The organism is Mycobacterium sp. 23 (assembly GCF_048287075.1).
GTDB lineage: Bacteria > Actinomycetota > Actinomycetes > Mycobacteriales > Mycobacteriaceae > Mycobacterium > Mycobacterium gordonae_B.
Genome location: NZ_JBLVUX010000005.1, coordinates 5,953,744 through 5,976,343 on the forward strand (window position 1 = coordinate 5,953,744; position 22,600 = coordinate 5,976,343).

Here is a 22,600-nt window from a genome sequence, read left to right on the forward strand (position 1 = left end):
CGTCCGTCAGGCGATGGCGCCGGCGTCTTTCAGTGCGGCGATCCGGTCCCAGTCCATGCCGATCTCCATCAGGACGATCTCGGTGTGCTCGGAGGCCTGAGGCGCACGGGTGGTCTCCAACGGTTCGTGATTGAACTGGACCGGACCGCGTACCACCTTGAAGGGCGCTCCGCCGCTGGCCACTTCGACCTCGGAGATCATGTCGTTGGCGATCGCCTGCTCGTCGTCGGCCAGGTCCAGCAAGCTCTGGAACGGTGCCCACTGACCCTTCATGGTCTTCAGATGCTGTCGCCAATAGGCGAATGGCTTGCCGGCGAACGCATCCGCGATGAGCTTGGCGGCTGCGTCGGCGTTCTGGATCAGCGGTAGTACCTCCGAGAAGCGGGGGTCGTCGGCGGCATCCGGGATCCCGAGGTGCTCAAACGTATCCCGGATCAACCCGGTAGGGCTGATGATGCAGAGATTGATGGTGTTGCCGTCTGAGGTCAGGTAGTTGCCCATGAACGGGTTCACCGAAGGCGCCAACGAACCGGGCATGGGTGTGCGCATCACCTCGCCGGTCTCCATGCCCTGGGTGACGCTCGCGCCCGCCGCCCACCATGCGGTGCTCAGCAGCGACACGTCGAGTTCGACGGCTTCACCGGTACGTTCCCGGTGCAGCAGTGCGGCCGAGATACCTCCGGCGATGAACATGCCGCCGATGGAGTCGCCGAATGCGGGAATGCCCTGTCCCAGTGCGCCGCCCAGTTCGGCGGGGGTCAGGGCGTAGCCGACGCCGCTACGCGTCCAGAACGCCGTCCCGTCATATCCGCCGGTCTGACGTTCCGGGCCCTTGTCGCCGTACGCCGAACCGCGGGCGTAGACGATGTCGGGATTGGCCGCACGGATGTGTTCGACGTCGAACTTGTTCTTCTGCCGTTGTGCGGGTAGGTAATTGGTGAGGAAGACGTCGGAAACCTTGGCCAGTTCGTAGATCACCTCCTGGCCGCCGGGCGTGGACACGTCGACGCCGACGCTGCGTTTGCCGCGGTTGGGATGCTCCATCAGGGGATGGCGGTCCGGGTTGATCTGAATCCCACCCATGTTCAGAAACCCCCGCTGGGTGTCGCCCCGTGAGGGGTGCTCGACCTTGATGACGTCGGCTCCCCAGTCGGCCAGGATCGCGCCCGCGGCCGGAACGAAGGTGAACTGCGCAACCTCGAGGACGCGAATGCCCTGCATCACTTTGATCATCTGCCAGCCTGCTTTCGTGGAGGGTCCGCCACCGGGTCCCCTACTGTAATTACCACAGTAGAAAGCGGTCAGGGTGCCGGTGCGCCGTTCGGGCCGGGTCGGGCTACCGAAAGTCGCTACTGGAAAGCGGTTTGAGCAGGCATTCACCCTTCCGCGAGGGGCTCGGGGAACATTGCAGAAAGCAGTACCGATAGGTATACAGTAGCTACTGTGCGCTCGTCGTTCGGCGACCCGCGCAGCAGTTCGGACAGGGATTGGGAGGACGTCCACGATGGCAACCCTGGGCTACCGCGCGATCGACGTCGACAATCATTACTACGAACCGATCGACTCGTTCACCCGTTACCTGCCGAAGGAATTCAAGCGGCGTGGGGTGCAGATGCTGCGCGACGGCAAGCGCACCTGGGCGGTGATCGGGGAGCGGATCAATCAGTTCATCCCGAACCCGACCTTCGACCCGATCATCGAGCCGGGTTGTCTTGATCTGTTGTTTCGCGGTGAGATTCCCGACGGCGTCGACCCGGCGTCGCTGATGAAGGTCGACCGGCTGGAAAACCATCCCGAATACCAGAATCGCGATGCCCGGGTTCGGGTGATGGACACCCAGAATCTCGAAACGGTGTTCATGTTGCCGACCTTCGCCTGTGGTGTCGAGGAAGCCCTCAAAGACGACATCGACGCCACCATGGCCTCGGTGCACGCCTTCAATCAGTGGCTCGATGAGGACTGGGGGTTCGATCGGCCCGATCACCGGATCATCTCAGCGCCGATCATCTCGCTGGCCGACCCGCAGCAGGCGGTCGAGGAGGTCGAGTTCGTGCTGGGCCGGGGTGCCAGGATGGTACTGGTGCGTCCGGCGCCCGTGCCGGGCCGGGTCAAGCCACGCTCGCTGGGCGATCCGTTGCACGACCCGGTCTGGGCCCGCCTGGCCGACGCCGGTGTCCCGGTCGGGTTCCACCTCAGCGACAGCGGGTATCTGGCGATCAACGCCCTGTGGGGCGGCAAGGCCACCTTTGAGGGATTCGGCAAGAAGGATCCACTCGATCAAGTACTGCTGGACGACCGGGCGATCCACGACACCATGGCGTCGATGATCGTGCACCAGGTCTTCACCCGGCATCCGACGCTGAAAGTCGCCAGCATCGAGAACGGTTCCTACTTCGTCTACCGGTTGATCAAGCGGCTGAGAAAGGCGGCCAACACCGCGCCCCATCATTTCAAAGCAGACCCGGTGGAGCAGCTCAGAAACAACGTCTGGATCGCGCCCTATTACGAGGACGACGTGAAGTTGCTGGCCGAGACGATCGGCGTGGAGAAGATTCTGTTCGGTTCGGACTGGCCGCACGGCGAGGGCCTGGCCGATCCCATGTCCTTCACCGCCGACATTCCGCAATTCCCGGAGTTCAGCGCCGAAGACACCCGGAAAGTCATGCGCGACAACGCTCTTGACCTACTGGGCGCGAACAGTCTGGGCGCGACTGTGAAATCCGCGACGCAACACGCCGCTGCGGCGTCGCCGGATTCACAATCGCGGCGTGCCTCGGTGTAGCAAGCCCGATGAGCGAATGGACCATAGGAGCGGTACTGGACGCGGTCGCCGAGGCCGTGCCCGATCGGGTGATGACCGTCTGCGGCACCCGCCGAAGCACGTTCGCCGAATCGGCGGACCGGACCAGCCGACTCGCTGACTATCTGGCCGGCAAGGGTTTCGGCGCGCACGCCGAGCGTGACGCGCTGGGCAACTGGGAGTGTGGCCAGGACCGGGTGGCGCTCGTCATGCACAACGACCTCTACCCCGACATGGTCATTGCCTGCCTGAAAGCGCGGGTGGTTCCCGTCAACGTCAACCACTACTACACGCCGCGCGAAGTCGCCGACCTGCTGGCCTACGTCAAGCCGCGCGGAGTCATCTACCACCGATCCTTCGGCGGCAAGGTCGCAGGAGCGGGCGTCGAACTGCTCGTCTCGATCGACGACGGCAGCGAGGTTCCAGAACTCGACGGCGCCGTCAGGCTCGAAGAGGCGCTGGCGCAGGGCGATTCCGGCCGTCTCGGCACGCCGTCGCCGGACGATCTGCTGATGATCTGCACCGGCGGCACCACCGGCCGGCCCAAAGGCGTCTTGTGGCGGCAGGCCGACATGTACGTCGCGTCGATGAACGGTGACGACCACGCGGGAGTGGACGAGATCCACCAGCGGGCGCAGCGCGCCGGCGCACCCTGGTTCGCGGTGTCCCCGCTGATGCACGCCGCCGGTCTGTGGACCGCTTTCTCGGCGATCCTGTCCGGGCAGACGGCCGTCCTGTACGACACGCAACGCAAGTTCGAGCCCGCGGCGGTGCTCGAGATCGCCGAACGCGAGAAGGTCGGCCTGATGACGATGGTGGGCGACGCTTACGCGGGGCCCCTGGCCGACCAACTCGCGAGGCGCAGTTATGACCTGTCCGCCCTGTTCGCAATCGGCACCGGCGGAGCGGCCACCAACGTCCGTCATCAGCAGGCACTGCTGAAGCACCTGCCGCATATCACGGTGATCAACGGCTACGGGTCCTCGGAAACCGGGAACATGGGTTTCGGGCACAGCCGACGCGGTACCCAAGCCGACACCTTCACCATCCGGACCGGCGGTCTGGTGCTGGCCGAGGACTACAGCCGGTTCCTCGAGCCGGGCGAACCGCAGATCGGCTGGGTGGCCCGCACCGGTCGTATTCCCTTGGGCTACTTCGCCGATGAGGCCGCAACGGCCAGGACGTTTCCGGTTGTGGCGGGGCAGCGGGTGGTGATCTCCGGCGACCGTGCCTCTTTGGAGGCTGACGGCACGCTGCGCCTGTTCGGCCGGGATTCGCTGGTCGTCAACACCGGCGGCGAAAAGGTGTTCGTCGAAGAGGTCGAAGAGGTGCTGCGAGCGCACTTCGCGGTCGCCGATGCGCTGGTGGTGGGTCGCGCCAGCGAGCGGTGGGGGCAGGAAGTGGTCGCGTTGGTCGAGCCGCGCGACGGAGGCGAGGCCGACACCGACGCAATACGCGCGCACTGCGCGGCGAACCTGGCAGGGTTCAAGGTGCCCAAGGCCATTATCGTGGTAGACCGGGTACGTCGGCTCGGCAACGGCAAGGCCGACTACCGGTGGGCCGCATGCCACGCCGAAACCGCCAGCAGCGCAAGGACAGTGCAGCGATGACGTCACCTTCTGCCCGGCCGGTCATCGACTGCCTCGTCAACGTGCATTTCGGTGAGACGGAAACCCAGCCGGAATTTATGAACAAGGTGCGCGACGACTACTTCAAGGGGCCGCAGTCGATGTTCGACCCCGTCGATCTCGCCGCGCTGCTCGACGAGATGGACGAACACGGGGTGCGCAAGGCGATCCTGATGGACAACCTGGCCAAACCGTCGGTCACCGCGCGCAAATTCGTCGACGAACGGCCCGACCGGTTCGCGCTGGCCATGGGCGGGATGAACCTGCTACGTCCGGTGAAGTCGTTGCGGGAGTTGACCTCGGTGGCGGCCGACCTGCCGGTGGCCTATGCGGTGGTCGGGCCCAGTTTCTGGGCCGACGGCCAATATCCGCCGAGCGATGCCGTGTATTACCCGCTGTACGCCAAGTGCGCAGAGATCGAGCTGCCGCTGTGCGTCAACACCGGCCTGCCCGGACCGCCGATCCCCGGCGAGGTGCAGAACCCGATCCACCTCGACCGGGTGTGCGTGCGCTTTCCGGAGCTGAAGTTGTGCATGATCCACGGTGCCGACCCGTGGTGGGATATCGCGATCCGGATGCTGATCAAATACCGCAACCTGCGGCTGATGACCTCGGCATGGTCACCGAAGCGGTTGCCGGACAGCTTGATTCACTTCATGCGCACCCGCGGACCGGACAAGGTCATCTTCGCCTCCGATTGGCCGGTGCTGCGCCAGCACCGGGTGGTGCCGGAGGCCCGGGCCCTGGACCTGCCTGCCGATGTCCTGGACAACTACCTGTACAACAACGCCAGTGAGTTCTTCTTCGGCGCCGACACAGATCAGGAGCGCTAACGCATGGATCGCTACGAACTACGCCGAATCGACTACAGCCTGACCGAGGATCACAAGGCTCTCCAGGCCGCCTACCGCCAATTGCTGGACACCCATTGCCCGATCGAAACGGTATGGGCAGCCCAGGAGACCGGGTTCGACAAGAGCCTCTGGGAGCGGTTGTGCGCCATGGGCGCCACCTCGATGGCGGTGGGTGAGCACGCCGGCGGTGACGGGGCGACGCTGGTGGACCTGGCGTTGGTCGCCGAGGAACTGGGGCGGTCGCTGGCACCGGTGCCGTGGATCGATCATGTCTGTGCGACGCGGCTCGCCGAGCGGCTCGGTGCCGTGACGTCAGATGCGGTCGACGGCAACCGGATTCTGGGCCTGGACATCGCCCCGGAACCCGTTGCGGGCCGACGCCTCATTCCGTCCGCGGCGGTCGCCGACGGTCTGATCCTGCGCGACGGCGACCAGGTGATTCTGCTCGGTTTCGCCACCCGGCCCGAGCGCGTCCCCAATCTCGGCCAGCTGCCGATGGCCTGGGTTGATCCGGGAACAGCCGATTCGCGCACCGTCCTGGGATCGGGCCCGCAGGCCGTCGATGCGTACCGCCGGGCCATCGACGAGTGGCAGGTGCTGACCGCCGCGGCTCTGGCCGGTCTGGTCGAGCAGACGATGACGATCGCGGCCGAGTTCGCGAAGTCGCGCTATACCCTCGGAGTGCCGATCTCTACGCTGCAAGCGATTTCGCACCCGCTGGCCAACATGGCGATCGCCGTTCAGGGCGGCCGCAACCTCGCCCGGCGCGCCGCGTGGTTTCTCGACAACGAGCCCGGGGAGCGGCCCGAACTGCCCGGGTGTGCGTTCGTGTTCATGGCCGAGGAGGCGCCGAAGGCGGCGACCATGGCAGTACACATCCAGGGTGGACTGGGAGTCTCGGTGGAGGCGGCCGCGACGGCGTATCTGGTCCGGGCCCGGGGCTGGGCACTGGCCGGCGGCGATCCGGGCCGCACGGCCCGGCAGGTGGGACGAATCGTCGCCGAGCGGGAAAGCGCGTAGCGGCAATGGATTTCAGCCTTGTCGAACTCAACGACGATGACCAGGCCTTTCATTCCGAGATCCGCGCGTTCCTGGCCGAACACGTGACCGACGAGGTCCGACGGCGTGACCGCGAAACCGGTGACAATTTCGACGAGGGCGTACATCTGGCGATCGGCGCGGCCGGGTACCTGGAAAAGGAGTGGAAGCCGTTGTCCGACGGCGGTTTCACCCGGGTCCGTCGCCGAATCTGGGAATTGGAGAAGCGCCGTGTCCATACCCCCTGGGTGACGTGGGGGACCACGGCCATGGTGGCGCGGGCCGTCGCCGCCTTCGGCAAACCCGAACTCGTTGCGGAGGTGATGCCGAAGGTCTTCACCGGTGAGGTGCGAATGTGCCTGGGCTACACCGAACCCGAGGGCGGCTCGGACATCGCGACGTGTAAGACGCGCGCGGTGCGGGATGGCGACCAGTGGGTGATAAACGGCTCGAAGATGTTCACCACCGGTGCGCACAACTGTCAGTACGTCTTTCTCATCACCAACACCGACCCGGATGCGCGGAAGCACAAGAGCCTGACCATGTTCCTGGTTCCCCTCGACCTGCCCGGCATCGAGATCCAGGGCATCCGCACCGTCGACGGCGACCGGACCAACATCGTCTACTACAGCGACGTCCGGGTCGACGACAAATATCTACTCGGCGAGGTCAACGGCGGCTGGACGGTGCTACGCGGGCCACTGGACGCCGAGCACGGGGCCGTCGCGGCGGCGCCGGACGGTTTGCAGGACGTCGCGATCATGCAGCATCAGACCGGATTCATGTCCGCGGCACTGGACGCCGTGGCCGCCCGCGTCGCGCAACCCGACGCCAGCGGTACATGCCCGATCGACGACGGAGCGGTCGCATATCGGCTGGGCCGCAGCGCCGCTCGCTTGGAGGCGGCGCTGTCGACTCCGAGCATCTTCGGCCGGGTGGCGCAGGCGCAGACCATGCGCGACATCGGCCCAGACCTGATGGACATCGCCGGGCCGGCCTCCGTGCTGCCCATCGAGACCGACGGTGCCGCCGATCACGGGGCGTCGGAATACCTGTACCGCTTCGCTCCGCTGGCCGGGATCTACGGCGGCACGCTGGAGGTGTTCCGCAACATGATCGCCCAGCACGTACTCGGCCTCGGCAAGCCGAGCTACGCACCTCCCGCGTCTCCTGTGGCGAGCAGACGCTAACTCGCATGAAAATGCTGACTTTTATGCGAGTTTGCGTCTGCTCGCGGGAGGTCAGGCGTGTGAGGTCGGGCTTTGGGCGGACTCCCACTTCGATTCCAGTGACCTGGTGACGGCGGTGCCGGCCGCGAGGTCGATCTGGAACGTTTCACCGTTGTCGCCTTCGAGCGTGACGACGTACCCGGAGTCGGTAGCGTCCTTGAACACCACCTTGTAGGGCTTTTCACCCGATCCGCGGTCGACGGCGATGACGTCGCCCGGCGCGACGTCGTCGATTCGATCTTTTCCCGAGATTTCGGCCATAGCTTCGACGGTAGACGACGGGAGCAGCGGCGGTGGCACCGGCGTTGCACCGTGCAATGACTTCTGCTGCGCTGGCCGATCGTCTTCTGGATATCCGGCGGATCTATCACGAACCTGGCATTGAGCGCTTCGCGCGTGCCCGCGAGGTCCTGCACCGATTTCCCGATGCCGAACGCATCGAGGTGCCCACGCCACCGTTGAATTCCACACTGGCAAAAAGTGCCGGGTGCCACTGCAAACCGGGGTGCAATACGCGTTCTGAATCTCGGTTGTTCGCGATGTTATTCGCGTCGGCCGCGGGTGCGCCGTAGCCACCGGCCCCGCCGGACGTCCTTGCGCTCGGCGGCCTCGTTCTTCACGAGTACGCGAGTGTCCTTGGGAGGCAGCTGCAATTCGTGTTCGGCCTCGATGCCGGCCTGCAGTTGCCGTCCCCGCTCGAGTTCGGCATCGAGTTCGGCGCCGAACAACAGCGCGAGATTGGTGATCCACAGCCACAACAGGAACACGATGACGCCGCTGAGTGCGCCATAGGTCTTGTTGTAACTGCCGAAGTGGCTGACGTAGAAACCGAATCCGACCGAGGCGGCGGCCCAGACCAAGATGGCCACCGCGGCACCGATGCTGATCCAGCGGAACCTCGGCTGTTGGACGTTGGGTGTGGCGTAGTACAGGATCGCCACCACGAGCGTGACGATCGCCAGTATGGCCGGCCACTTGGCGATCGCCCACGCTGTCTGGGCGGCACTCCCGACGTGGGCGGCCCGTCCGACGGCTTCGGTGACCGGACCGCTGACCACCAGCATGAAAGCCACCGCGGCGGCCAGCACCAGACCACCCAGCGTCAGCACCAACTGCAGCGGCCGCAGCTTCCACACCGGGCGGCCTTCGCCGATCTCGTAGACCCGGTTCATCGCGCGCCCGAATGCGCCGACATACCCGGACGCCGACCACAGAGCGGCGAGCGCGCTGAAAATCAGCGCCAGGCCGGCCGACGGGTTGTCGACCACCTGCTGAATCGGTTGGCGCAGCATGTCGACCGCCGAGGCCGGAGCCACCCCGGCCACCACCTCAAGCAGGGCGTCGGTGGTGCGGCGGCCCTCGCCGAAGACGCCGAGCAGCGACACCAGCACCAGGAGCGCGGGAAAGAGTGACAGCACCGCGTAGTACGTGAGTCCGGCGGCCAGATCGAGACACTGATCTTTGTTGAACTCATACGCTGTCTTGCGCAGCACGAACAACCAGGACGCCCTGGTCAGGTCGTCTGGGGAATCCGGTTTGCTCGGGTCGTCGGGGTCGGGCGCGTGCTTGCGCTCCCTCTGCGGTCTGTCACCGGCGTCAGATCGGGCCATACCATCCGGTTCCCGCCGCGGCGCCCGTCCACACCGGCCGTGACGCGCCAAGAATCGCCCAAGGATCCTCCAAGGCCGCCGCCCCAGCATGGACGTCAGGCCACCGGCGGCGCTGACCCACGCCAGCGTTCGTAACGGTTCACAGGGGAGGAACACTTATGTCCACCGATGCCGTGCAGAAAAGCAGCCCGCCGACTCCGCACGGGCGGCTGCTCGGTTTCTGCGCGGCATTGGCGTTCAACGCCGGGTTGGTGAATGCGGTGGCGATCATGATCCTGGCGGTGCCGGTGGGCAACCTCACCGGTGTGACCACCCAGCTCGGCATGGACACCGCCAACCCGTGGCGGTACGAGAGCCACGTGCTGATCGCCATCTTGCTGGGCTTCCTGCTCGGCTCGGCCGTCGCCGGCGCGCTGGTGACGTCGAGTCGAGTCCCGTTGGGCGCGCGTCACGCGGGCGTGCTGACGATGCAGGCGACACTGCTGTTGCTGGCGGCCGCCGGGGTGGAAGAAACCGCGGTGGGCACCGGGATACAGGCGCTGTTGGCCGCGGCCGCGCTCGGTCTGCAAAACGGCCTGACCTCCAGCTTCCGTGGAATGGCGGTCCGCACAACGCATTTCACCGGTACTATCACTGATCTCGGTCTGATGATCGGCCGTAGCCGCAAACACGGCATCGACAGGGAGAAGGCCGCGATCCTCGCGGTGACGCTGCTGCTGTTCCTGGGCGGCGGCGTGGCGGGAATACTGGCCGGCGCCCGATTCGGGGGATATGCGCTGCTGATCCCCGCGGCGATATGCCTGGCGCTGGGCAGTGCCTATCTGCTGCAGAATCGACAGATCAGCGAGGGCGCAACGCAGCCCGTAGGAGATAACTAGGCAATTGCAGGTAACCGCGAACATCGGTGCATACCCGTTGAGTAACTTGGAATTGCGGATACCCGTCGAGCGCGTCGGCCATCGCCTGCTCCACCCGCACGGTTCCGCGGTCGGCGAGTCCGGTGATCCGGGAGGCGATGTTCACCGCGTCCCCGAACAGGTCGCCGCTGCGATTCAGCACCGGACCCCACGCCAGGCCCGCGTGCACCGACAGGGCCCTGTCATCCGCGGCGATCTGATCTACCGCGACCAGCGCGATCTGCGCCGCTGAGGCTGCATCGTCGGCGACGAACATGACTTCGTCACCGAGGTTCTTGATCACCCTGCCGCCGTGGGCCAGCGCGGTGTCCTGGACCACCATCTCGAACTGCTCGAGCACCGCGGCCAGTTCGTCGGTGTTCAGGCCGCGCGACATCCGGGTGAAACCGTCGATATCGATGAATCCGACCGCCGCAAGCTGATCTTTCTTGGTGATGGGGTCGGTGGCGGGCAGTAACGCCCGCCCGGCTTCTACGGCGAGATGGCGGCGCCAGACATAAAGGGTCACCCGCTCCAGGACGGGCAGCAGTTCGTGGGTGATCCGTACTGCCTGTGCCGCCATGCGCTCGGACGCGTGCGGGTCGTCGGCCACTTCACCGTCGGCGATCCGTCGACCCAGCACGTCGGAGAGCAGGCCCGTTTGCACGGCGGCGAGCCGGGACAACAACTGGCCGAACGGGCGGGCCAGAATGACCGTCCCGTCGAAGTCGACGATCCCGGCGGAGACCAGCTCAGCGAGGTCCTCCAGCACGGTCACGTCGGCGCTGGTGAAGACCCGCTGTTCGTCGCTGACCTCGGCGAAACCGACAGACCGCCACAATCGGCGGACTTCCTCCAGCGGCATCCCGACCTGCTCGGCCACCTGCGATCTGGTGTAACGACCCTCGCCGGCCAGCAGGTCGTTGGTGATCGCCCCGATGGATGAGGTCTCGTGTGCGCTGGCCGGATCCGCGTCGTTGCCGGCGTGGTCGTCGCCCGCGGAGAAACCCAAGGCGGCCAGCAACGCGGCCAGCAAGCTGTTGCCGCCGCGACTGGCCAGGTCACGCACCGGTTCGGTGACCGATGCCATGGTCTGCACCGCCGACCGGATTGAGTCGCGCACCGCTTCGCTTGCGTCGCTCACCGGGATAAACTTCCCGCCCTTCCGGCAGGTAAACCGCCGGACTCTGCGCGAGCAGCCGCAAAATCGCGCTGGAGCGCGGGCTCCGGTGCGAGTTTGTGTCTGCTCGGCTTTTCGCAGTCACCTGTTCGTATTACTGTAATAGTTACCGTAAATGGGCCGAGCGGGAGATGAAGTAGTTAATGACCACTGCCATGGTGGTTTTCGATCCGTTCTCCGAGGACTTCTTCAACAGTCCCTACGAGACGTACCGCCGGATGCGCGACGAAGCCCCTGTCTACTACAGCCGGAGGTACGACTTCTACGCGTTGACCCGCCACGAAGACGTGGCCGCAGCGTTCAAGGACTACGCGACCTACTCGTCGGCGTACGGCGTGGATCTCGCCCAGGTGCGCAAAGGCCACGTGACCGAGCACGGTTCGATCATCGCCATGGACCCGCCCGCCCATCGCCGCATGCGCGGACTGCTCAACAAGGGCTTCACCCCGCGGGCCATCCAGGCGTTGCGGCCGTTGGTGACCCACGTCGTCGACACTTACCTGGCCGCGGTGGACCCGAGCGGTTTCGACTTCGTCCAGGATTTCACGGCGCTGTTTCCCGTCGACGTGATGACCACGCTGCAAGGTGTGCCGGAACAGGACCGGCAGCAGATCCGGTTGTGGATCGACGACCTTCTGCACCGCGGTCCCGGCGAAGTCGAGATGGGCGAGACCGGACAGAAGTCGGCCGTCGACATGGCTATCTACTACTACCGGCTCACCAGACAGCGACGCAAAAATCTCGGCGACGATCTGTTGAGCAGGCTGATCGAGGCGGAGATCGAACGCGACAACGGCGAGACCGGTCCGCTGAGCGATGTCGAAATCACGGAATTCGCAACATTGTTGGGCGGTGCGGGCGCGGAGACGGTGACCAAGCTGATCGGTAACGCCGCGGTGGTGTTCGCCAGGTATCCGAACCAGTGGCGCAAGCTACTCGCCGACCGCTCCAAGATCCCGCTCGCGGTCCAGGAACTACTCCGGTATGAGGCGCCCGCGCAGTACAACGTCCGGCGCTCGACGCGCGAGGTCACGCTGCACGGCGCGACCATCCCGGCGGGCAAACCGGTATTCCTGGTAGGGGCCTCGGCCAACCGAGATCCGTTGGCGTGGAACGATCCCGATACTTTCGAGATCGATCGCGACCGCACGCAAGCGCAGAACCTCGGCCTCGGCTACGGCATCCACAGCTGCCTGGGTGCGGCGCTGGCGCGGCTGGAAAGCGCCATCGCGCTGGACCGGATGCTCGACTTCATGCCGCGCTACGAGGTCGACTGGGCCGGCTGTAAACGGGTGAACATGCAGAATGTGGCCGGCTGGAGCCACGTTCCGGTGCGGGTGTCTCGCTAGCGGTCTCGGCGCCAGACCAGCGTGCTGTGCGTGGTGCCGCCGTCGGCCGAGGTGACGCGAGCCGACAGCGTCAACCGGTCGCCCTCGACCTGTGCGTGCCGAATCTGGGGTTCCAGCAACAACTCCGGCATCGTGGCGATCAGCACGTGGTGGGTGACCGTTTCCGCCGTCTCGTCGACCTCGAATCGTCCTCCGTAGGAGACGAATTCGTGGCCCGGACCGGGTGTCAGCTGCGCCGACATGTGGCCGTCGGTGGTGTAGAGGATCAGACCGGAGGGTTGTTCGCCGAACGGGTGGCGGACCGGGCCGGTGTCACGCCGGGAGACGAAGGACTCCAGCAGCCAACCACCGGGCAGCGCCTGTCGCAGGTTCACGGGTTGAGGGCCTGCTCGCGCGCCCACCGATAGTCGGCCTTGCCCGACGGGCTGCGCTCGATCACGCTGCGGAACACCACGGCCTTGGGCAGCTTGTAGCGGGCCAGGGACTGCCCGGCATGAGCCACCAGTTCCTCGGCCTCGACGCCGGCGCCTTCGGCAAGTGCGACCACGGCGACCAGCTCCTGGCCCCAGCGCTCGCTGGGCCGGCCGGCCACCACCACGTCGGCCACCGCGGGATGCGACGCGATCGCCGTCTCGACCTCCTCGGCGAAGATCTTCTCGCCACCGGAGTTGATGGTCACCGAATCGCGTCCCAGCAACTCGATGTGCCCGCCCTCGTGATGGCGGGCGCGGTCACCTGGAATCGCGTACCGCACGCCGTCGATCACCGGGAATGTCGCGGCCGTCTTGACGGCATCGCCCTTGTATCCCAACGGAACATAGCCGCGCTGCGCCAGCCAGCCGATGCCGTCGTGCCCCGGCGCCAGGATCGTCGAAAAGTCCTCGGCCGCAACAAATGTGTCCGGCCCGGCATTGAACGTGCCGGTCGACACCGCACCGGAGGTCGACAGGTGGTGCATCTGAGCGCCGGTTTCCGAAGACCCGACTCCGTCGACGATCATGGCGTTGGGCAGGGCGTCGATCAGGCGTTGCTTGACGTAGGGCGTCAGCAGGGCGCCGCCGTTGGCGACGACGAACAGTGACGATACGTCGGCGATACCCTTCTCGATCGCGGCGACCAGTGGGCGGGCGATGGCGTCGCCGACCACCGACACCACCGCCACGCCCTCGCGCTCGATGGTGCGGACCACGTCGTCGGCGTCCAGATGGTCGACCACCGTGGGGAAGACGATGGTCTGTCCGGTGTTCACCGCCATCATCACGGTCCACTGCGCGGCACCGTGGATCAGCGGCGGCAACACCATGACCTTGGTGCCGGGACCGGCGCTCACCCGCGCCACCACCTCGTCGACGGACGTCACGAACTGCCCGGTCATCAGGTCGCGGCCGCCGAAGGAGGTCATGAAGATGTCGTGCTGGCGCCACAGCACGCCCTTGGGCATCCCCGTGGTGCCGCCGGTGTAGAGCACGTAGAGATCATCGGGTGAGTGCTGCACCCGCGGCGGGTCGGCGGGCTTGGACACTATGCTCTCGTAATCAACTGCCCCGTAGAGCAATTCGTTGCCCGAGTCATCGGCGATCTGAATGAGCACCCGGAGGTTCGGCAGTTCGGGCAGCACCTCGGCCACCCGTGGCGCGAATGCCGCGTGGTACACCAGCGCCGTCGCCCCGGAGTCCGACAACAGGTACTGCAGCTCGTTCTTGACGTAGCGGTAGTTGACGTTGAACGGAGCGACGCGCGCCGCGAAGCTGCCGAACAGCGCCTCGACGAACTCGTTGCCGTTGTAGGCGTACAGGCCCAGCAAATCCTGGCCGGCCTCGTGGCCGGGCAGATCGGCACGCTCGGTGTGGCAGCCCAGCCCCCGCGAGTGCAGGTAGGCGGCCAGCCGGTTCGATCGCTCGATGATCTGCGCGTAGGTGAAGCGCTTGTCACCCTGGATCACCAGTTCGCGGTCGGGTACCGCGGCGGCCACCGCCGCCGCGACCTCCGGCACAGTGAATTCAGGCACGTGAGTCCTTCCTGCCGAGCAGTCGCAAAATCGCACGCGTGGGCCCCGGCGGGTGCGACTTTGTGTCTGCTCGCGCCATTACGGTTGGTGGGGGAGCAGGCGGACCATCAGCCCGCTGGCTTCAGTGAGTACCGCACCATCGGAGCTTGTCATGCTCGCGGTGATGAACACTTTGCGACCCTCGATTCGGTCGATGCGGCCGTGAGCGGTCAGCGGCGCGTCGATCGGCGTGATCTTGCGGTAGTCGACGTGCAGGTAGGCCGTGCGGGTGGGACGGATGTCCGCGCCGGTGACCACCATGCCGAACAGCCAGTCGTAGAACAACGGGATCATGCCGCCGTGCACCGCGTGGTTGCCGCCGACGTGGGAGGCAGTGAAGTGTCCGTGCATGCTGACTCCGTCGGACCTCATTTCGGTGAGGGTCCACGGTGGCATCAGGGGATGGCCCAGCCCGGGGATCTCCAGGACCCGCCCGGCCGGCACATCGACCTCGGGTGCCCGATGGGACTCCAGCACGGCGCAAGCACTTTCGAGCTGCTCGCTGGCTGCGTCCCACGCCGCGGCGTCCGGTTTGGTGGAGACGGTCAGGTCCTGCAACCGGCGCAGGGCGGTGATGTAGCGCTCCAGCCCGGGTGGCGCGTCCAGTGGCCGCACGTCGGGGAAACCGCCCCGGATCTCGCTGGCTGTGTGTGTCATGGTGTCCCTTCAGCCCAGGCCTCGAGCAACTGGTCGGTGGTGGTGATCACGGCGTCGGGGCCGCCCGGCATGCGGGAGCTTCATGCGGACGCCGTAGCCGACAGGTCGTAGCACCGTCGGGCCGACTTCGGTAGCAGCGCATACCAGCCGGTGAGTTTGCAGGTGAGCGGAACCCTCATGCCGCACACCTTCCGCCGTCTGATACTAAACTCGTTACAGTATAGATTTCAGCAGCTCGGCACCACTCGCCGGCTACACCGGTTTCAAAGCTGAGGTAGGTGATCGGTCATGTCGTGGGCGATGCGTGGGCTGGGGATCACCCGGGAACTCGGCATGGTGCTGCCACGGACGGTGGCGGGCTTCAACGAGTCGACGCGGTCGGGCCCTGCGACCACGCGGGGAGTGCGCCAGTTCGGTGAAGTCTTTCTGGACGAACTTGTGCTGACCGGGTTTTCGGTGCTCGGGGGCAGCACGCCGCGCAACATCCGATCGCTGGACGCCTGTGCTGCGGCGGCGGAGGAGTTGTCGGCGCTGGGCATCGACGGTGCGCATGCCGATCCGGCCCCGTTGCGGGTACGGTCCATCCGGCGCCACCGTATTGCCGGACTTCCCTACGAGCGGATGTCCTTCGAGCACGACCCCGCCCTGCCGCAGACGCTGGTCGACGCGGGCTTCGGCGGCCCGTCCCGGGCCGCGGTGCACCTGTGTCGGCACCGCTCACCCGGTCCGGATGGTCCGCGGCCCTGGCTCATCTGGATACACGGCGCCGGCCAGGGCGGGGCCGAAGACATGTTGATGTCGCGCATCGACCGTATTTACCGAGGGCTGGGCTATAACGTCGCGATGCCTATCCAGCCGGGCCACGGAAGCCGCCGGGGCTATTGGCCGAGCTATCCGGACATGGATCCCCTGGGCAACGTCGCCGGCATGATGCGGTCGGTCTCGGAGATCCGCGCGGTGGTGCGCTGGGTCCGGCGGCAGGCCGGCGCGATTGTGGTGGCCGGAGTTTCGATGGGCAGCCCGGTCGCCGCGCTGGTGTCGCACCTCGAACGGGAGGTTGACGCGGTGGCGCTGTACACCCCGATCCTGGGGCTCAATTCGATGATCGCGCGACACCTCGGACGCTCGGGCTCGTCGCACGGCGAGTACCGGCGGTTGCTGCGGTCGGAGGTGGTCTCCCGACTCACCACGGTGATCGATCCGCTGATGGCCGACCCGGCGCCCCCGCCGCAGCGCCGGCTGATCGTGGCCGCGCGCCACGACCGGATGGCGATGCTCGAACCCGCGCTGGTGTTGCAGGAGAAGTGGGGCGGTCAATTGCACTGGTACGGGGGCGGCCATGTCAGCCATGTGTTCTCCCGCCGGGTGCAGGCCGTTTCCGAACGCTTCCTGCGTGAGGTCAGAGACGATATGGCGCTGCGGACGGCCGATTGATGGGCGCGGTGCGCACCGCGCGCGAGGTGGTGGAGCTCTACAACCTGGTCGTCTGGAACGAGCGTGACCTGCGGCTCGCCGAAGAATTGTTCGCCGACAACGTCATTCGGCACGGCGTCGATGCGTCCCATACGTTGACCCATGATGAGGCGGTGCAACGTGTCGCCGACATGTGGCAGGTATGTGATTCACTGCGCTTCGACCTCAATATCGTCATTGCGGGCGATGACGGTGAGCACGTCGCCATCGTCTACGACTCGACCATCATGGCCGACGGCGCCGAAACCAACGTGGCCAGCATCGAGGTGTTCCGCGTCGTCGGTGGCCGGATCGCCGAGGTCTGGAATTGCGGCTACCAGCAAGGGGTTTGGAAGTGAATGAACGGGTGCTCGACGAGTTGGGCTACTACCTGCTGGCCGGAGCCGGCGGTCAGGGGCCGGCGAGCCTGATGGACGAGGCGCGCCGCGGCGAAGAACTGGGCTTCGGCACCGCGTTCATCTCCGAGCGCTGGAACGTCAAGGAGGCCTCGTCTCTGGTCGGGGCGGCCTGCGCAGTGACCAGCCGCATGCAGATCGCCACTGCCGCAACCAATCACAACACCCGTCATCCTCTGATCACCGGATCGTGGGCGACCACCATGCACCGCCTCTCCGGTGGACGTTTCACGCTGGGCATCGGTCGAGGCATCGCCGCGATCTACGGGGCTTTCGGCATACCCGCGGTGACTACGGCGCAGATGGAGGACTGGGCGCACGTGATGCGCCGGTTGTGGCACGGCGAGGTGATCTTCAACCACGACGGGCCGATGGGCAAGTACCCGATCCTGTTTCTGGACCGGGACTTCGACGAGGCCATCCGCCTGGCGCTGGTGGCCTTCGGCCCCAAGACCCTGGCGCTGGGCGGGCGCGCGTTCGACGACGTCATCCTGCACACCTACTTCACGCCCGAGACACTGCAGCGCTGTGTGACAACGGTGAAGTCCGCGGCCGAGAAGGCCGGCCGCGACCCGGACAGCGTGCGGGTGTGGTCGTGCTTCGCGACGGTGGGCGACCACCTGCCCGAACCGTTGCGGCTGAAGAAGACCGTCGCCCGGCTGGCCACCTACCTGCAGGGCTACGGCGACCTGATGGTGCAGACCAACAACTGGGATCCCGCTGTGCTGCAACGATTCCGAGAGGACACGGTGGTCACGTCCATCGCCGGCGGAATCGATCACAAGGCCACGCCGGAGCAGATCGAGCACATCGCGACCCTGATCCCCGACGAATGGCTAAAGCCCGCGGCCACGGGTTCGGCCCAGCAGTGCGCCCAGCGGATCCGGCGCGAGTTCGACTACGGCGCCGACGCGGTGATTCTGCACGGCGCCACGCCCGACGAGCTCGAACCGGTGGTCGCGGCCTACCGCACCTGACCCCCGCGGCCAAATAATCGGCGCGATCGAGGCGCCGGTGGCACGGCCCCTTATGGCATGGCGGGCCCTTCAAGTTGCATACCGGTGAAGCCCCTGGCCTCATTGCCAGGGGCCGCCCCACCGTGCTGCGGTTGCCTTATGGCTGGCCCGAGCCGCCAGTCCTCGGCCTCGTCGAAGTGAGCCTGGTCACAAGCGGAATACCTATACGGGTATGGGTATTATTGGGAGAGGAAGGATCGACCCACCACCACGACGTGCCGGACATCCTCGAACTGGAACAGCGCGCGATCGCGTAAGGCGACGTCGCGGCAGTGGGTCATTGAGCGAAGGAATGAAGTCATGACGTCACATATTCAGGAGGTTGGCTTCGGCGCGTCGGCGGCAGTGCCGTTGCAGCGCAGGAAGCCCACGCCCTTGTCGTCAGGCCCTTGGTTGGCCGACACGTACCGGGTTGTCGCCGCGTTCATACGCCGCGCCTTCGTAACGCCGGAAGACGCCGCGCGCCCGGTGCGCAAGAGCAAACCAGAGCGCTACCAGTACCTCGAGCGCTCGCTTGTGGCTCGCGAGATGTACAGGCTATGAGCACCCGTCGGCGCACCTGACCCCAGCAACAGAGTTACGGCAGGATGACCGTCCGCGTAACCGGCTCGGCGGCCACCTGCCGCGCGTACAACGCGCGCTGCAGTGAGGCCAGCAGCGCGTCCCGCGTCTCCCGCGGGTCGATGAGTTCGTCGAAACCGAAACCCTCGGCAGACCGGAAGGAGGCCTGCAACTCGGCGTCGCGCAGCTTGGCGGTCAGGTCCTCACCGGCATGGGAGGCGCGGCTGAGGGCAGCGGCACTCATCGCTCCCATCGTGGCGCCCGGATAGGCGAAGGTGGCGGACTGGTGGTCGAAGCCGAGCAGCGACATGACCATGGAGCCGAAGCCGTAGGCCTTGCGCAACGTGAGATGCAACTTGATCGTCGTCGCGGCCGTCTGCGCCGCGAACATCCGCCCGCCGCTTCGCAATACGCCGGTGCGCTCGGAGCGGCTGCCGGGCAGCATGCCGGGGTTGTCGGCCAGAAAGACGATGGGCAGATGGAAGGAGTCGGCGACCAGGATGAAATGCGCGGCCTTGTCCGCGGCATTGGCGTCGATCGAACCGGCCAGCACCTGCGGCTGGTTGGCGACGACTGCGACGGGATGCCCGCCCAGGTGCGCCAGTGCGCAGATGATCGCCTTGCCGAACGACGGCTGGACCTCGAACCAGTCGGGGCGATCGAAGACCACGTCGAGCACCGCACGCATGTCGTAGACGCGGCGATTGTCGCGGGAGACGATGTTGAGTAACTCCGGGGTCGGCCGTGGCCCCGTCGTTTCGTCGGCGGGCAGACCGGCCGGGTAGGACCAGGCGCTGGACGGAAAGTACGACAGGTAGCGGCGGATCTCGTCGAGCACGGTTTCGTCGTCCTCGGCGACGTTGTGAATGACCCCACTGGGCAGCGCAACGTCCGGCCCGCCCAGGTCTTCTTTCGAAATGTCCTCTCCGGTGGATTCTTTCACCACTGGTGGCCCGGCAGTGAAGATGGTGCCGTGCCGGCTCATGATCCGGAAGTCGCAGACCGGGGCAACCAGCGCGCCGTGTCCGGCCGACGGGCCCAGCACCGCGGCGACCGTCGGCACCCGCCCCGAACACTGCGTCTGGGCCAGCAGGTCGGTGGGCGTGCGCCCGTAGTGCCCACCGGTGGGCCGGAAACCCGCGCCGTCGAGCAGCATCACCAGCGGAACCCGGTCGCGCACCGCCAGTTCGGCGATCCGGTAACGCTTCGAATTGCCTCCCGGGCCGATGCTTCCGGCCAGCGTCGTGAAGTCCTCGGCCCCCACCAGCACCGGCTTTCCATGCATCAGACCCGAACCCGTGACGATCGCGTCGGCGGCGACGTCACCGCCGACCAGGGTGCCGATTTCCCGGAACGAACCCGGATCTACGAGTCGCTCGATGCGCGCCCTCGCGTCCAATTTGCCCTTGCCGCGGTGCTTGTCGAGGCGCTCGGAGCCGCCCATGCCGCGCGAGTGTTGGCGGCGGCGGTCGAGATCGTCGAGCGTCTCCTGCCAGTCCTGAGAGTTGGCCATGTCTGCGGTCTCCCTCGTTGCCGAGCGGTCGATTGCTCACTGTAGCGCCGCGCTGACGTTGACCCTACCGAATCGCTTACTGTAGCTTTTGCCTCATGGTGCTCGGGGGCCTCAAGATCGACGGTGGCATACCCAACAGACTGGACCGGGTGGTCGAGGCGGCCGGCGCCCTGGAAGAACAGGGTTACGACGGCGGCTGGACCGCCGAGACCAGCCACGACCCGTTCCTGCCGCTGTTGCTGGCCGCCGAACACACCGCACGCATCGAGCTGGGCACCAATATCGCGGTGGCCTTCGCCCGCAACCCGATGACCGTCGCCAACCTTGCATGGGACCTGCAGGCCTACTCGCAGGGCCGGTTCATCCTGGGGCTGGGCACCCAGATTCAGGCCCACATCGAGAAGCGGTTCAGCATGCCGTGGAGTCACCCGGCCCGGCGGATGCGCGAGTTCGTGACCGCCCTGCAGGCGATCTGGTCGGCTTGGAAAGACGGCACGAAGCTCCGCTTCGAGGGCGAGTTCTACACGCACAAGATCATGACCCCGATGTTCACGCCCGAGCCGCACCCGTATGCGTTGCCGAAGATCTATCTCGCCGCCGTCGGAGAGGCGATGACCGAGATGTGCGGAGAGGTCGCCGACGGGCATCTCGGGCACCCCATGGTGTCCAAGCGCTACCTGACCGACGTCACCCTGCCCATCCTGCAGCGGGGCATCGCGCGTTCCGGTCGTGACCGCCGCGACTTCGAGGTGTCGGCCGAGGTGATGGTCGCCACCGGCACCAACGAGGACGAGCTGAAAACCGCCATGGCGGCCACCCGCAAACAGATCGCGTTCTACGGTTCGACGCCCGCCTACCGCAAGGTGCTCGACGTGCACGGCTGGGGTGACCTGCATGACGAACTGCACCGCCTCTCCAAGGAAGGCGAGTGGGACGCCATGGGGTCGCTGATCGATGACGAGATCCTCGGCACGTTCGCGGTCGTGGGCGCGGCCGACGAAGTCGGTGCCGCGCTGCGCGCCCGCTGCGAAGGTGTGGCCGACCGGGTGCTGCCCATTTTCTACGCCGCCTCGCAGGACTGTATTCGTCTGGCGTTGAAGGATTTTCGCCAGTGAGTGCGCCGACGATGGAAGAGGCTGCCAGACTGCTGGCCGACCCACAGGCCTACACCGATGAACAACGGCTGCACGCGGCCCTCACCCGGCTGCGGGCCGAAGCGCCGGTGTGCCGCGTTGACGTGCCGGGTTACCGGCCGTTCTGGGCGATCACCAAGTACGCCGACGTCATGGACATCGAGCGCAACAACGCGCTGTTCACCAACTGGCCCCGGCCGGTGCTGGCGACCATCGAGGGCGACGAGCTGCAGGCCGCCTCCGGCGTGCGCACCCTGATCCATCTCGATGATCCGCAACACCGGGTGGTGCGAGCCATCGGTTCGGACTGGTTCCGCCCGAAAGCCATGCGCGCGCTGAAGATCCGCGTGGACGAACTGGCCAGGATCTACGTGGACAAGATGATGGCGGCCGGCCCGGAATGCGACTTCGTACAAGAGGTCGCGGTGAATTTCCCGCTCTATGTGATCATGTCGCTGCTCGGCATACCCGAGGCGGACTTCGCTCGCATGCTCAAGCTGACCCAGGAACTGTTCGGCAGCGATGACAGCGAGTACAAGCGCGGCACCACGGCCGAAGACCAGTTGCCGGCCCTGTTGGACATGTTCAGCTACTTCAACGGCGTCACAGCCGCGCGCCGCGCAAACCCGACGGAGGATCTGTCGTCCGCCATCGCCAATGCCCGCATCTACGGCGAACCGCTGTCGGATATCGAGACGGTGTCCTACTACCTGATCGTGGCCACCGCCGGTCACGACACCACCAGCGCCACCATCTCCGGTGGGCTGCACGCGCTGCTGGAAAATCCGGACCAGCTGCGGCGACTGCAAGACGACCCGGGCCTGATGCCGCGTGCCACCGAGGAAATGATCCGCTGGGTCACCCCGGTCCGGCATTTCATGCGCACCGCCGCCGCTGACACCATCGTGCGCGGAGTCCCGATCACGGCCGGCGAATCGGTGCTTTTGTCGTACGTGTCGGCCAATCGGGACGAGGACGTGTTCGACGATCCGTTCCGCTTCGATGTCGGACGCGAGCCCAACAAACATGTGGCGTTCGGATATGGCGTGCACTTCTGCATGGGCGCCGCACTGGCCCGGATGGAGGTCGGCAGCTTCTTCACCGAGTTGCTGCCGCGGCTGAAGTCCATCGAGCTGGCCGGCGACCCGCAACTGGTCGCGGCGACGTTCGTCGGGGGTCTCAAGCACCTGCCGGTCCGGTACTCGCTGTCCTAGGATGCCT

General features: G+C 66.2%; 21 protein-coding genes. 13 read left to right on the forward strand and 8 right to left on the reverse strand.

All coding sequences use genetic code 11. The annotated features are described in order from the left end of the window. Nucleotides 1-6: 6 nt before the first annotated feature. Nucleotides 7-1,221, reverse strand: coding sequence for a CaiB/BaiF CoA transferase family protein (locus ACNQS7_RS28660; RefSeq protein WP_418016192.1), 1,215 nt, complete (start codon nucleotides 1,219-1,221; stop codon nucleotides 7-9). Between the two features lie 283 nt (nucleotides 1,222-1,504). Here ACNQS7_RS28660 and ACNQS7_RS28665 point away from each other — a divergent pair, with 283 nt between their 5' ends. The 5 genes from ACNQS7_RS28665 to ACNQS7_RS28685 are packed head-to-tail and all read left to right on the forward strand — an operon-like array spanning nucleotide 1,505 to nucleotide 7,510. After that, the gene (locus ACNQS7_RS28665; RefSeq protein WP_418015192.1) at nucleotides 1,505-2,782 is read left to right on the forward strand and encodes an amidohydrolase family protein; all 1,278 of its coding nucleotides are present in this window, start codon (nucleotides 1,505-1,507) and stop codon (nucleotides 2,780-2,782) included. Nucleotides 2,783-2,790: 8 nt separating this feature from the next. Beyond that, a complete protein-coding gene (locus ACNQS7_RS28670) occupies nucleotides 2,791-4,410 on the forward strand; it encodes an acyl-CoA synthetase (RefSeq protein ID WP_418015193.1) in 1,620 nt (539 codons plus the stop codon). Further along, nucleotides 4,407-5,261, forward strand: a complete 855-nt coding sequence (locus ACNQS7_RS28675) for an amidohydrolase family protein (protein WP_418015194.1) — start codon at nucleotides 4,407-4,409, stop codon at nucleotides 5,259-5,261. Before ACNQS7_RS28670 ends, ACNQS7_RS28675 begins: the two co-directional genes overlap by 4 nt. 3 nt (nucleotides 5,262-5,264) lie before the next feature. Beyond that, on the forward strand, nucleotides 5,265-6,302 hold the full coding sequence (locus tag ACNQS7_RS28680; RefSeq protein WP_418015195.1) for an acyl-CoA dehydrogenase family protein: 1,038 nt from the start codon (nucleotides 5,265-5,267) through the stop codon (nucleotides 6,300-6,302). Between the two features lie 5 nt (nucleotides 6,303-6,307). Continuing rightward, nucleotides 6,308-7,510: an acyl-CoA dehydrogenase family protein gene (locus ACNQS7_RS28685; RefSeq protein WP_418015196.1), complete on the forward strand. Its 1,203-nt coding sequence runs from the start codon at nucleotides 6,308-6,310 to the stop codon at nucleotides 7,508-7,510. Nucleotides 7,511-7,561: 51 nt separating this feature from the next. Here ACNQS7_RS28685 and ACNQS7_RS28690 read toward each other — a convergent pair whose 3' ends face one another. Further along, complete coding sequence (locus tag ACNQS7_RS28690) at nucleotides 7,562-7,810, reverse strand: hypothetical protein (RefSeq protein ID WP_418015197.1); 249 nt, start codon at nucleotides 7,808-7,810, stop codon at nucleotides 7,562-7,564. 281 nt (nucleotides 7,811-8,091) lie between these two features. Beyond that, nucleotides 8,092-9,159, reverse strand: a complete 1,068-nt coding sequence (locus ACNQS7_RS28695; RefSeq protein WP_418015198.1) for a YihY/virulence factor BrkB family protein — start codon at nucleotides 9,157-9,159, stop codon at nucleotides 8,092-8,094. A 158-nt stretch (nucleotides 9,160-9,317) separates the two neighbouring features. Here ACNQS7_RS28695 and ACNQS7_RS28700 point away from each other — a divergent pair, with 158 nt between their 5' ends. Further along, nucleotides 9,318-10,037 carry a YoaK family protein gene (locus tag ACNQS7_RS28700; protein WP_418015199.1) on the forward strand — a complete coding sequence of 240 codons (720 nt, stop codon included), beginning with the start codon at nucleotides 9,318-9,320 and terminating at the stop codon, nucleotides 10,035-10,037. On the opposite strand, the gene ACNQS7_RS28705 is transcribed toward ACNQS7_RS28700, so the two are convergent. Beyond that, nucleotides 10,000-11,199, reverse strand: a complete 1,200-nt coding sequence (locus tag ACNQS7_RS28705; RefSeq protein ID WP_418015200.1) for an adenylate/guanylate cyclase domain-containing protein — start codon at nucleotides 11,197-11,199, stop codon at nucleotides 10,000-10,002. The genes ACNQS7_RS28700 and ACNQS7_RS28705 overlap by 38 nt on opposite strands. Before the next feature lie 179 nt (nucleotides 11,200-11,378). On the opposite strand from ACNQS7_RS28705, the gene ACNQS7_RS28710 reads away from it, so the two are divergent. After that, nucleotides 11,379-12,584, forward strand: coding sequence for a cytochrome P450 (locus ACNQS7_RS28710; protein WP_418015201.1), 1,206 nt, complete (start codon nucleotides 11,379-11,381; stop codon nucleotides 12,582-12,584). On the opposite strand, the gene ACNQS7_RS28715 is transcribed toward ACNQS7_RS28710, so the two are convergent. The 3 genes from ACNQS7_RS28715 to ACNQS7_RS28725 form a co-directional block, all read right to left on the reverse strand. Further along, nucleotides 12,581-12,958, reverse strand: a complete 378-nt coding sequence (locus ACNQS7_RS28715) for a lipocalin-like domain-containing protein (RefSeq protein ID WP_418015202.1) — start codon at nucleotides 12,956-12,958, stop codon at nucleotides 12,581-12,583. The genes ACNQS7_RS28710 and ACNQS7_RS28715 overlap by 4 nt on opposite strands. Then, nucleotides 12,955-14,592: an acyl-CoA synthetase gene (locus ACNQS7_RS28720; protein WP_418015203.1), complete on the reverse strand. Its 1,638-nt coding sequence runs from the start codon at nucleotides 14,590-14,592 to the stop codon at nucleotides 12,955-12,957. Before ACNQS7_RS28720 ends, ACNQS7_RS28715 begins: the two co-directional genes overlap by 4 nt. A gap of 78 nt (nucleotides 14,593-14,670) precedes the next feature. After that, the gene (locus ACNQS7_RS28725) at nucleotides 14,671-15,288 is read right to left on the reverse strand and encodes a PaaI family thioesterase (RefSeq protein WP_418015204.1); all 618 of its coding nucleotides are present in this window, start codon (nucleotides 15,286-15,288) and stop codon (nucleotides 14,671-14,673) included. A 288-nt stretch (nucleotides 15,289-15,576) separates the two neighbouring features. Here ACNQS7_RS28725 and ACNQS7_RS28730 point away from each other — a divergent pair, with 288 nt between their 5' ends. The 4 genes from ACNQS7_RS28730 (at nucleotide 15,577) to ACNQS7_RS28745 (ending at nucleotide 18,715) form a co-directional block, all read left to right on the forward strand. Beyond that, nucleotides 15,577-16,722 (forward strand): alpha/beta hydrolase, encoded by a 1,146-nt coding sequence (locus tag ACNQS7_RS28730; protein WP_418015205.1) that lies wholly within the window; start codon nucleotides 15,577-15,579, stop codon nucleotides 16,720-16,722. Continuing rightward, complete coding sequence (locus ACNQS7_RS28735; RefSeq protein WP_418015206.1) at nucleotides 16,722-17,099, forward strand: nuclear transport factor 2 family protein; 378 nt, start codon at nucleotides 16,722-16,724, stop codon at nucleotides 17,097-17,099. Before ACNQS7_RS28730 ends, ACNQS7_RS28735 begins: the two co-directional genes overlap by 1 nt. Continuing rightward, nucleotides 17,096-18,133: a TIGR03857 family LLM class F420-dependent oxidoreductase gene (locus tag ACNQS7_RS28740; protein WP_418015207.1), complete on the forward strand. Its 1,038-nt coding sequence runs from the start codon at nucleotides 17,096-17,098 to the stop codon at nucleotides 18,131-18,133. The genes ACNQS7_RS28735 and ACNQS7_RS28740 overlap by 4 nt, the downstream gene beginning before the upstream one ends. Before the next feature lie 339 nt (nucleotides 18,134-18,472). Continuing rightward, nucleotides 18,473-18,715: a hypothetical protein gene (locus tag ACNQS7_RS28745; protein ID WP_418015208.1), complete on the forward strand. Its 243-nt coding sequence runs from the start codon at nucleotides 18,473-18,475 to the stop codon at nucleotides 18,713-18,715. A gap of 34 nt (nucleotides 18,716-18,749) precedes the next feature. On the opposite strand, the gene ACNQS7_RS28750 is transcribed toward ACNQS7_RS28745, so the two are convergent. Continuing rightward, nucleotides 18,750-20,246 (reverse strand): acyl-CoA carboxylase subunit beta, encoded by a 1,497-nt coding sequence (locus tag ACNQS7_RS28750; RefSeq protein ID WP_418015209.1) that lies wholly within the window; start codon nucleotides 20,244-20,246, stop codon nucleotides 18,750-18,752. Between the two features lie 95 nt (nucleotides 20,247-20,341). Between ACNQS7_RS28750 and ACNQS7_RS28755 the strand changes: the two genes are divergently transcribed. Together ACNQS7_RS28755 and ACNQS7_RS28760 are read left to right on the forward strand one after the other, a co-directional pair. After that, nucleotides 20,342-21,361, forward strand: a complete 1,020-nt coding sequence (locus ACNQS7_RS28755; RefSeq protein WP_418015210.1) for an LLM class F420-dependent oxidoreductase — start codon at nucleotides 20,342-20,344, stop codon at nucleotides 21,359-21,361. Between the two features lie 11 nt (nucleotides 21,362-21,372). Continuing rightward, nucleotides 21,373-22,593: a cytochrome P450 gene (locus tag ACNQS7_RS28760; RefSeq protein ID WP_418016193.1), complete on the forward strand. Its 1,221-nt coding sequence runs from the start codon at nucleotides 21,373-21,375 to the stop codon at nucleotides 22,591-22,593. The last annotated feature ends 7 nt before the right edge of the window (nucleotides 22,594-22,600 follow it).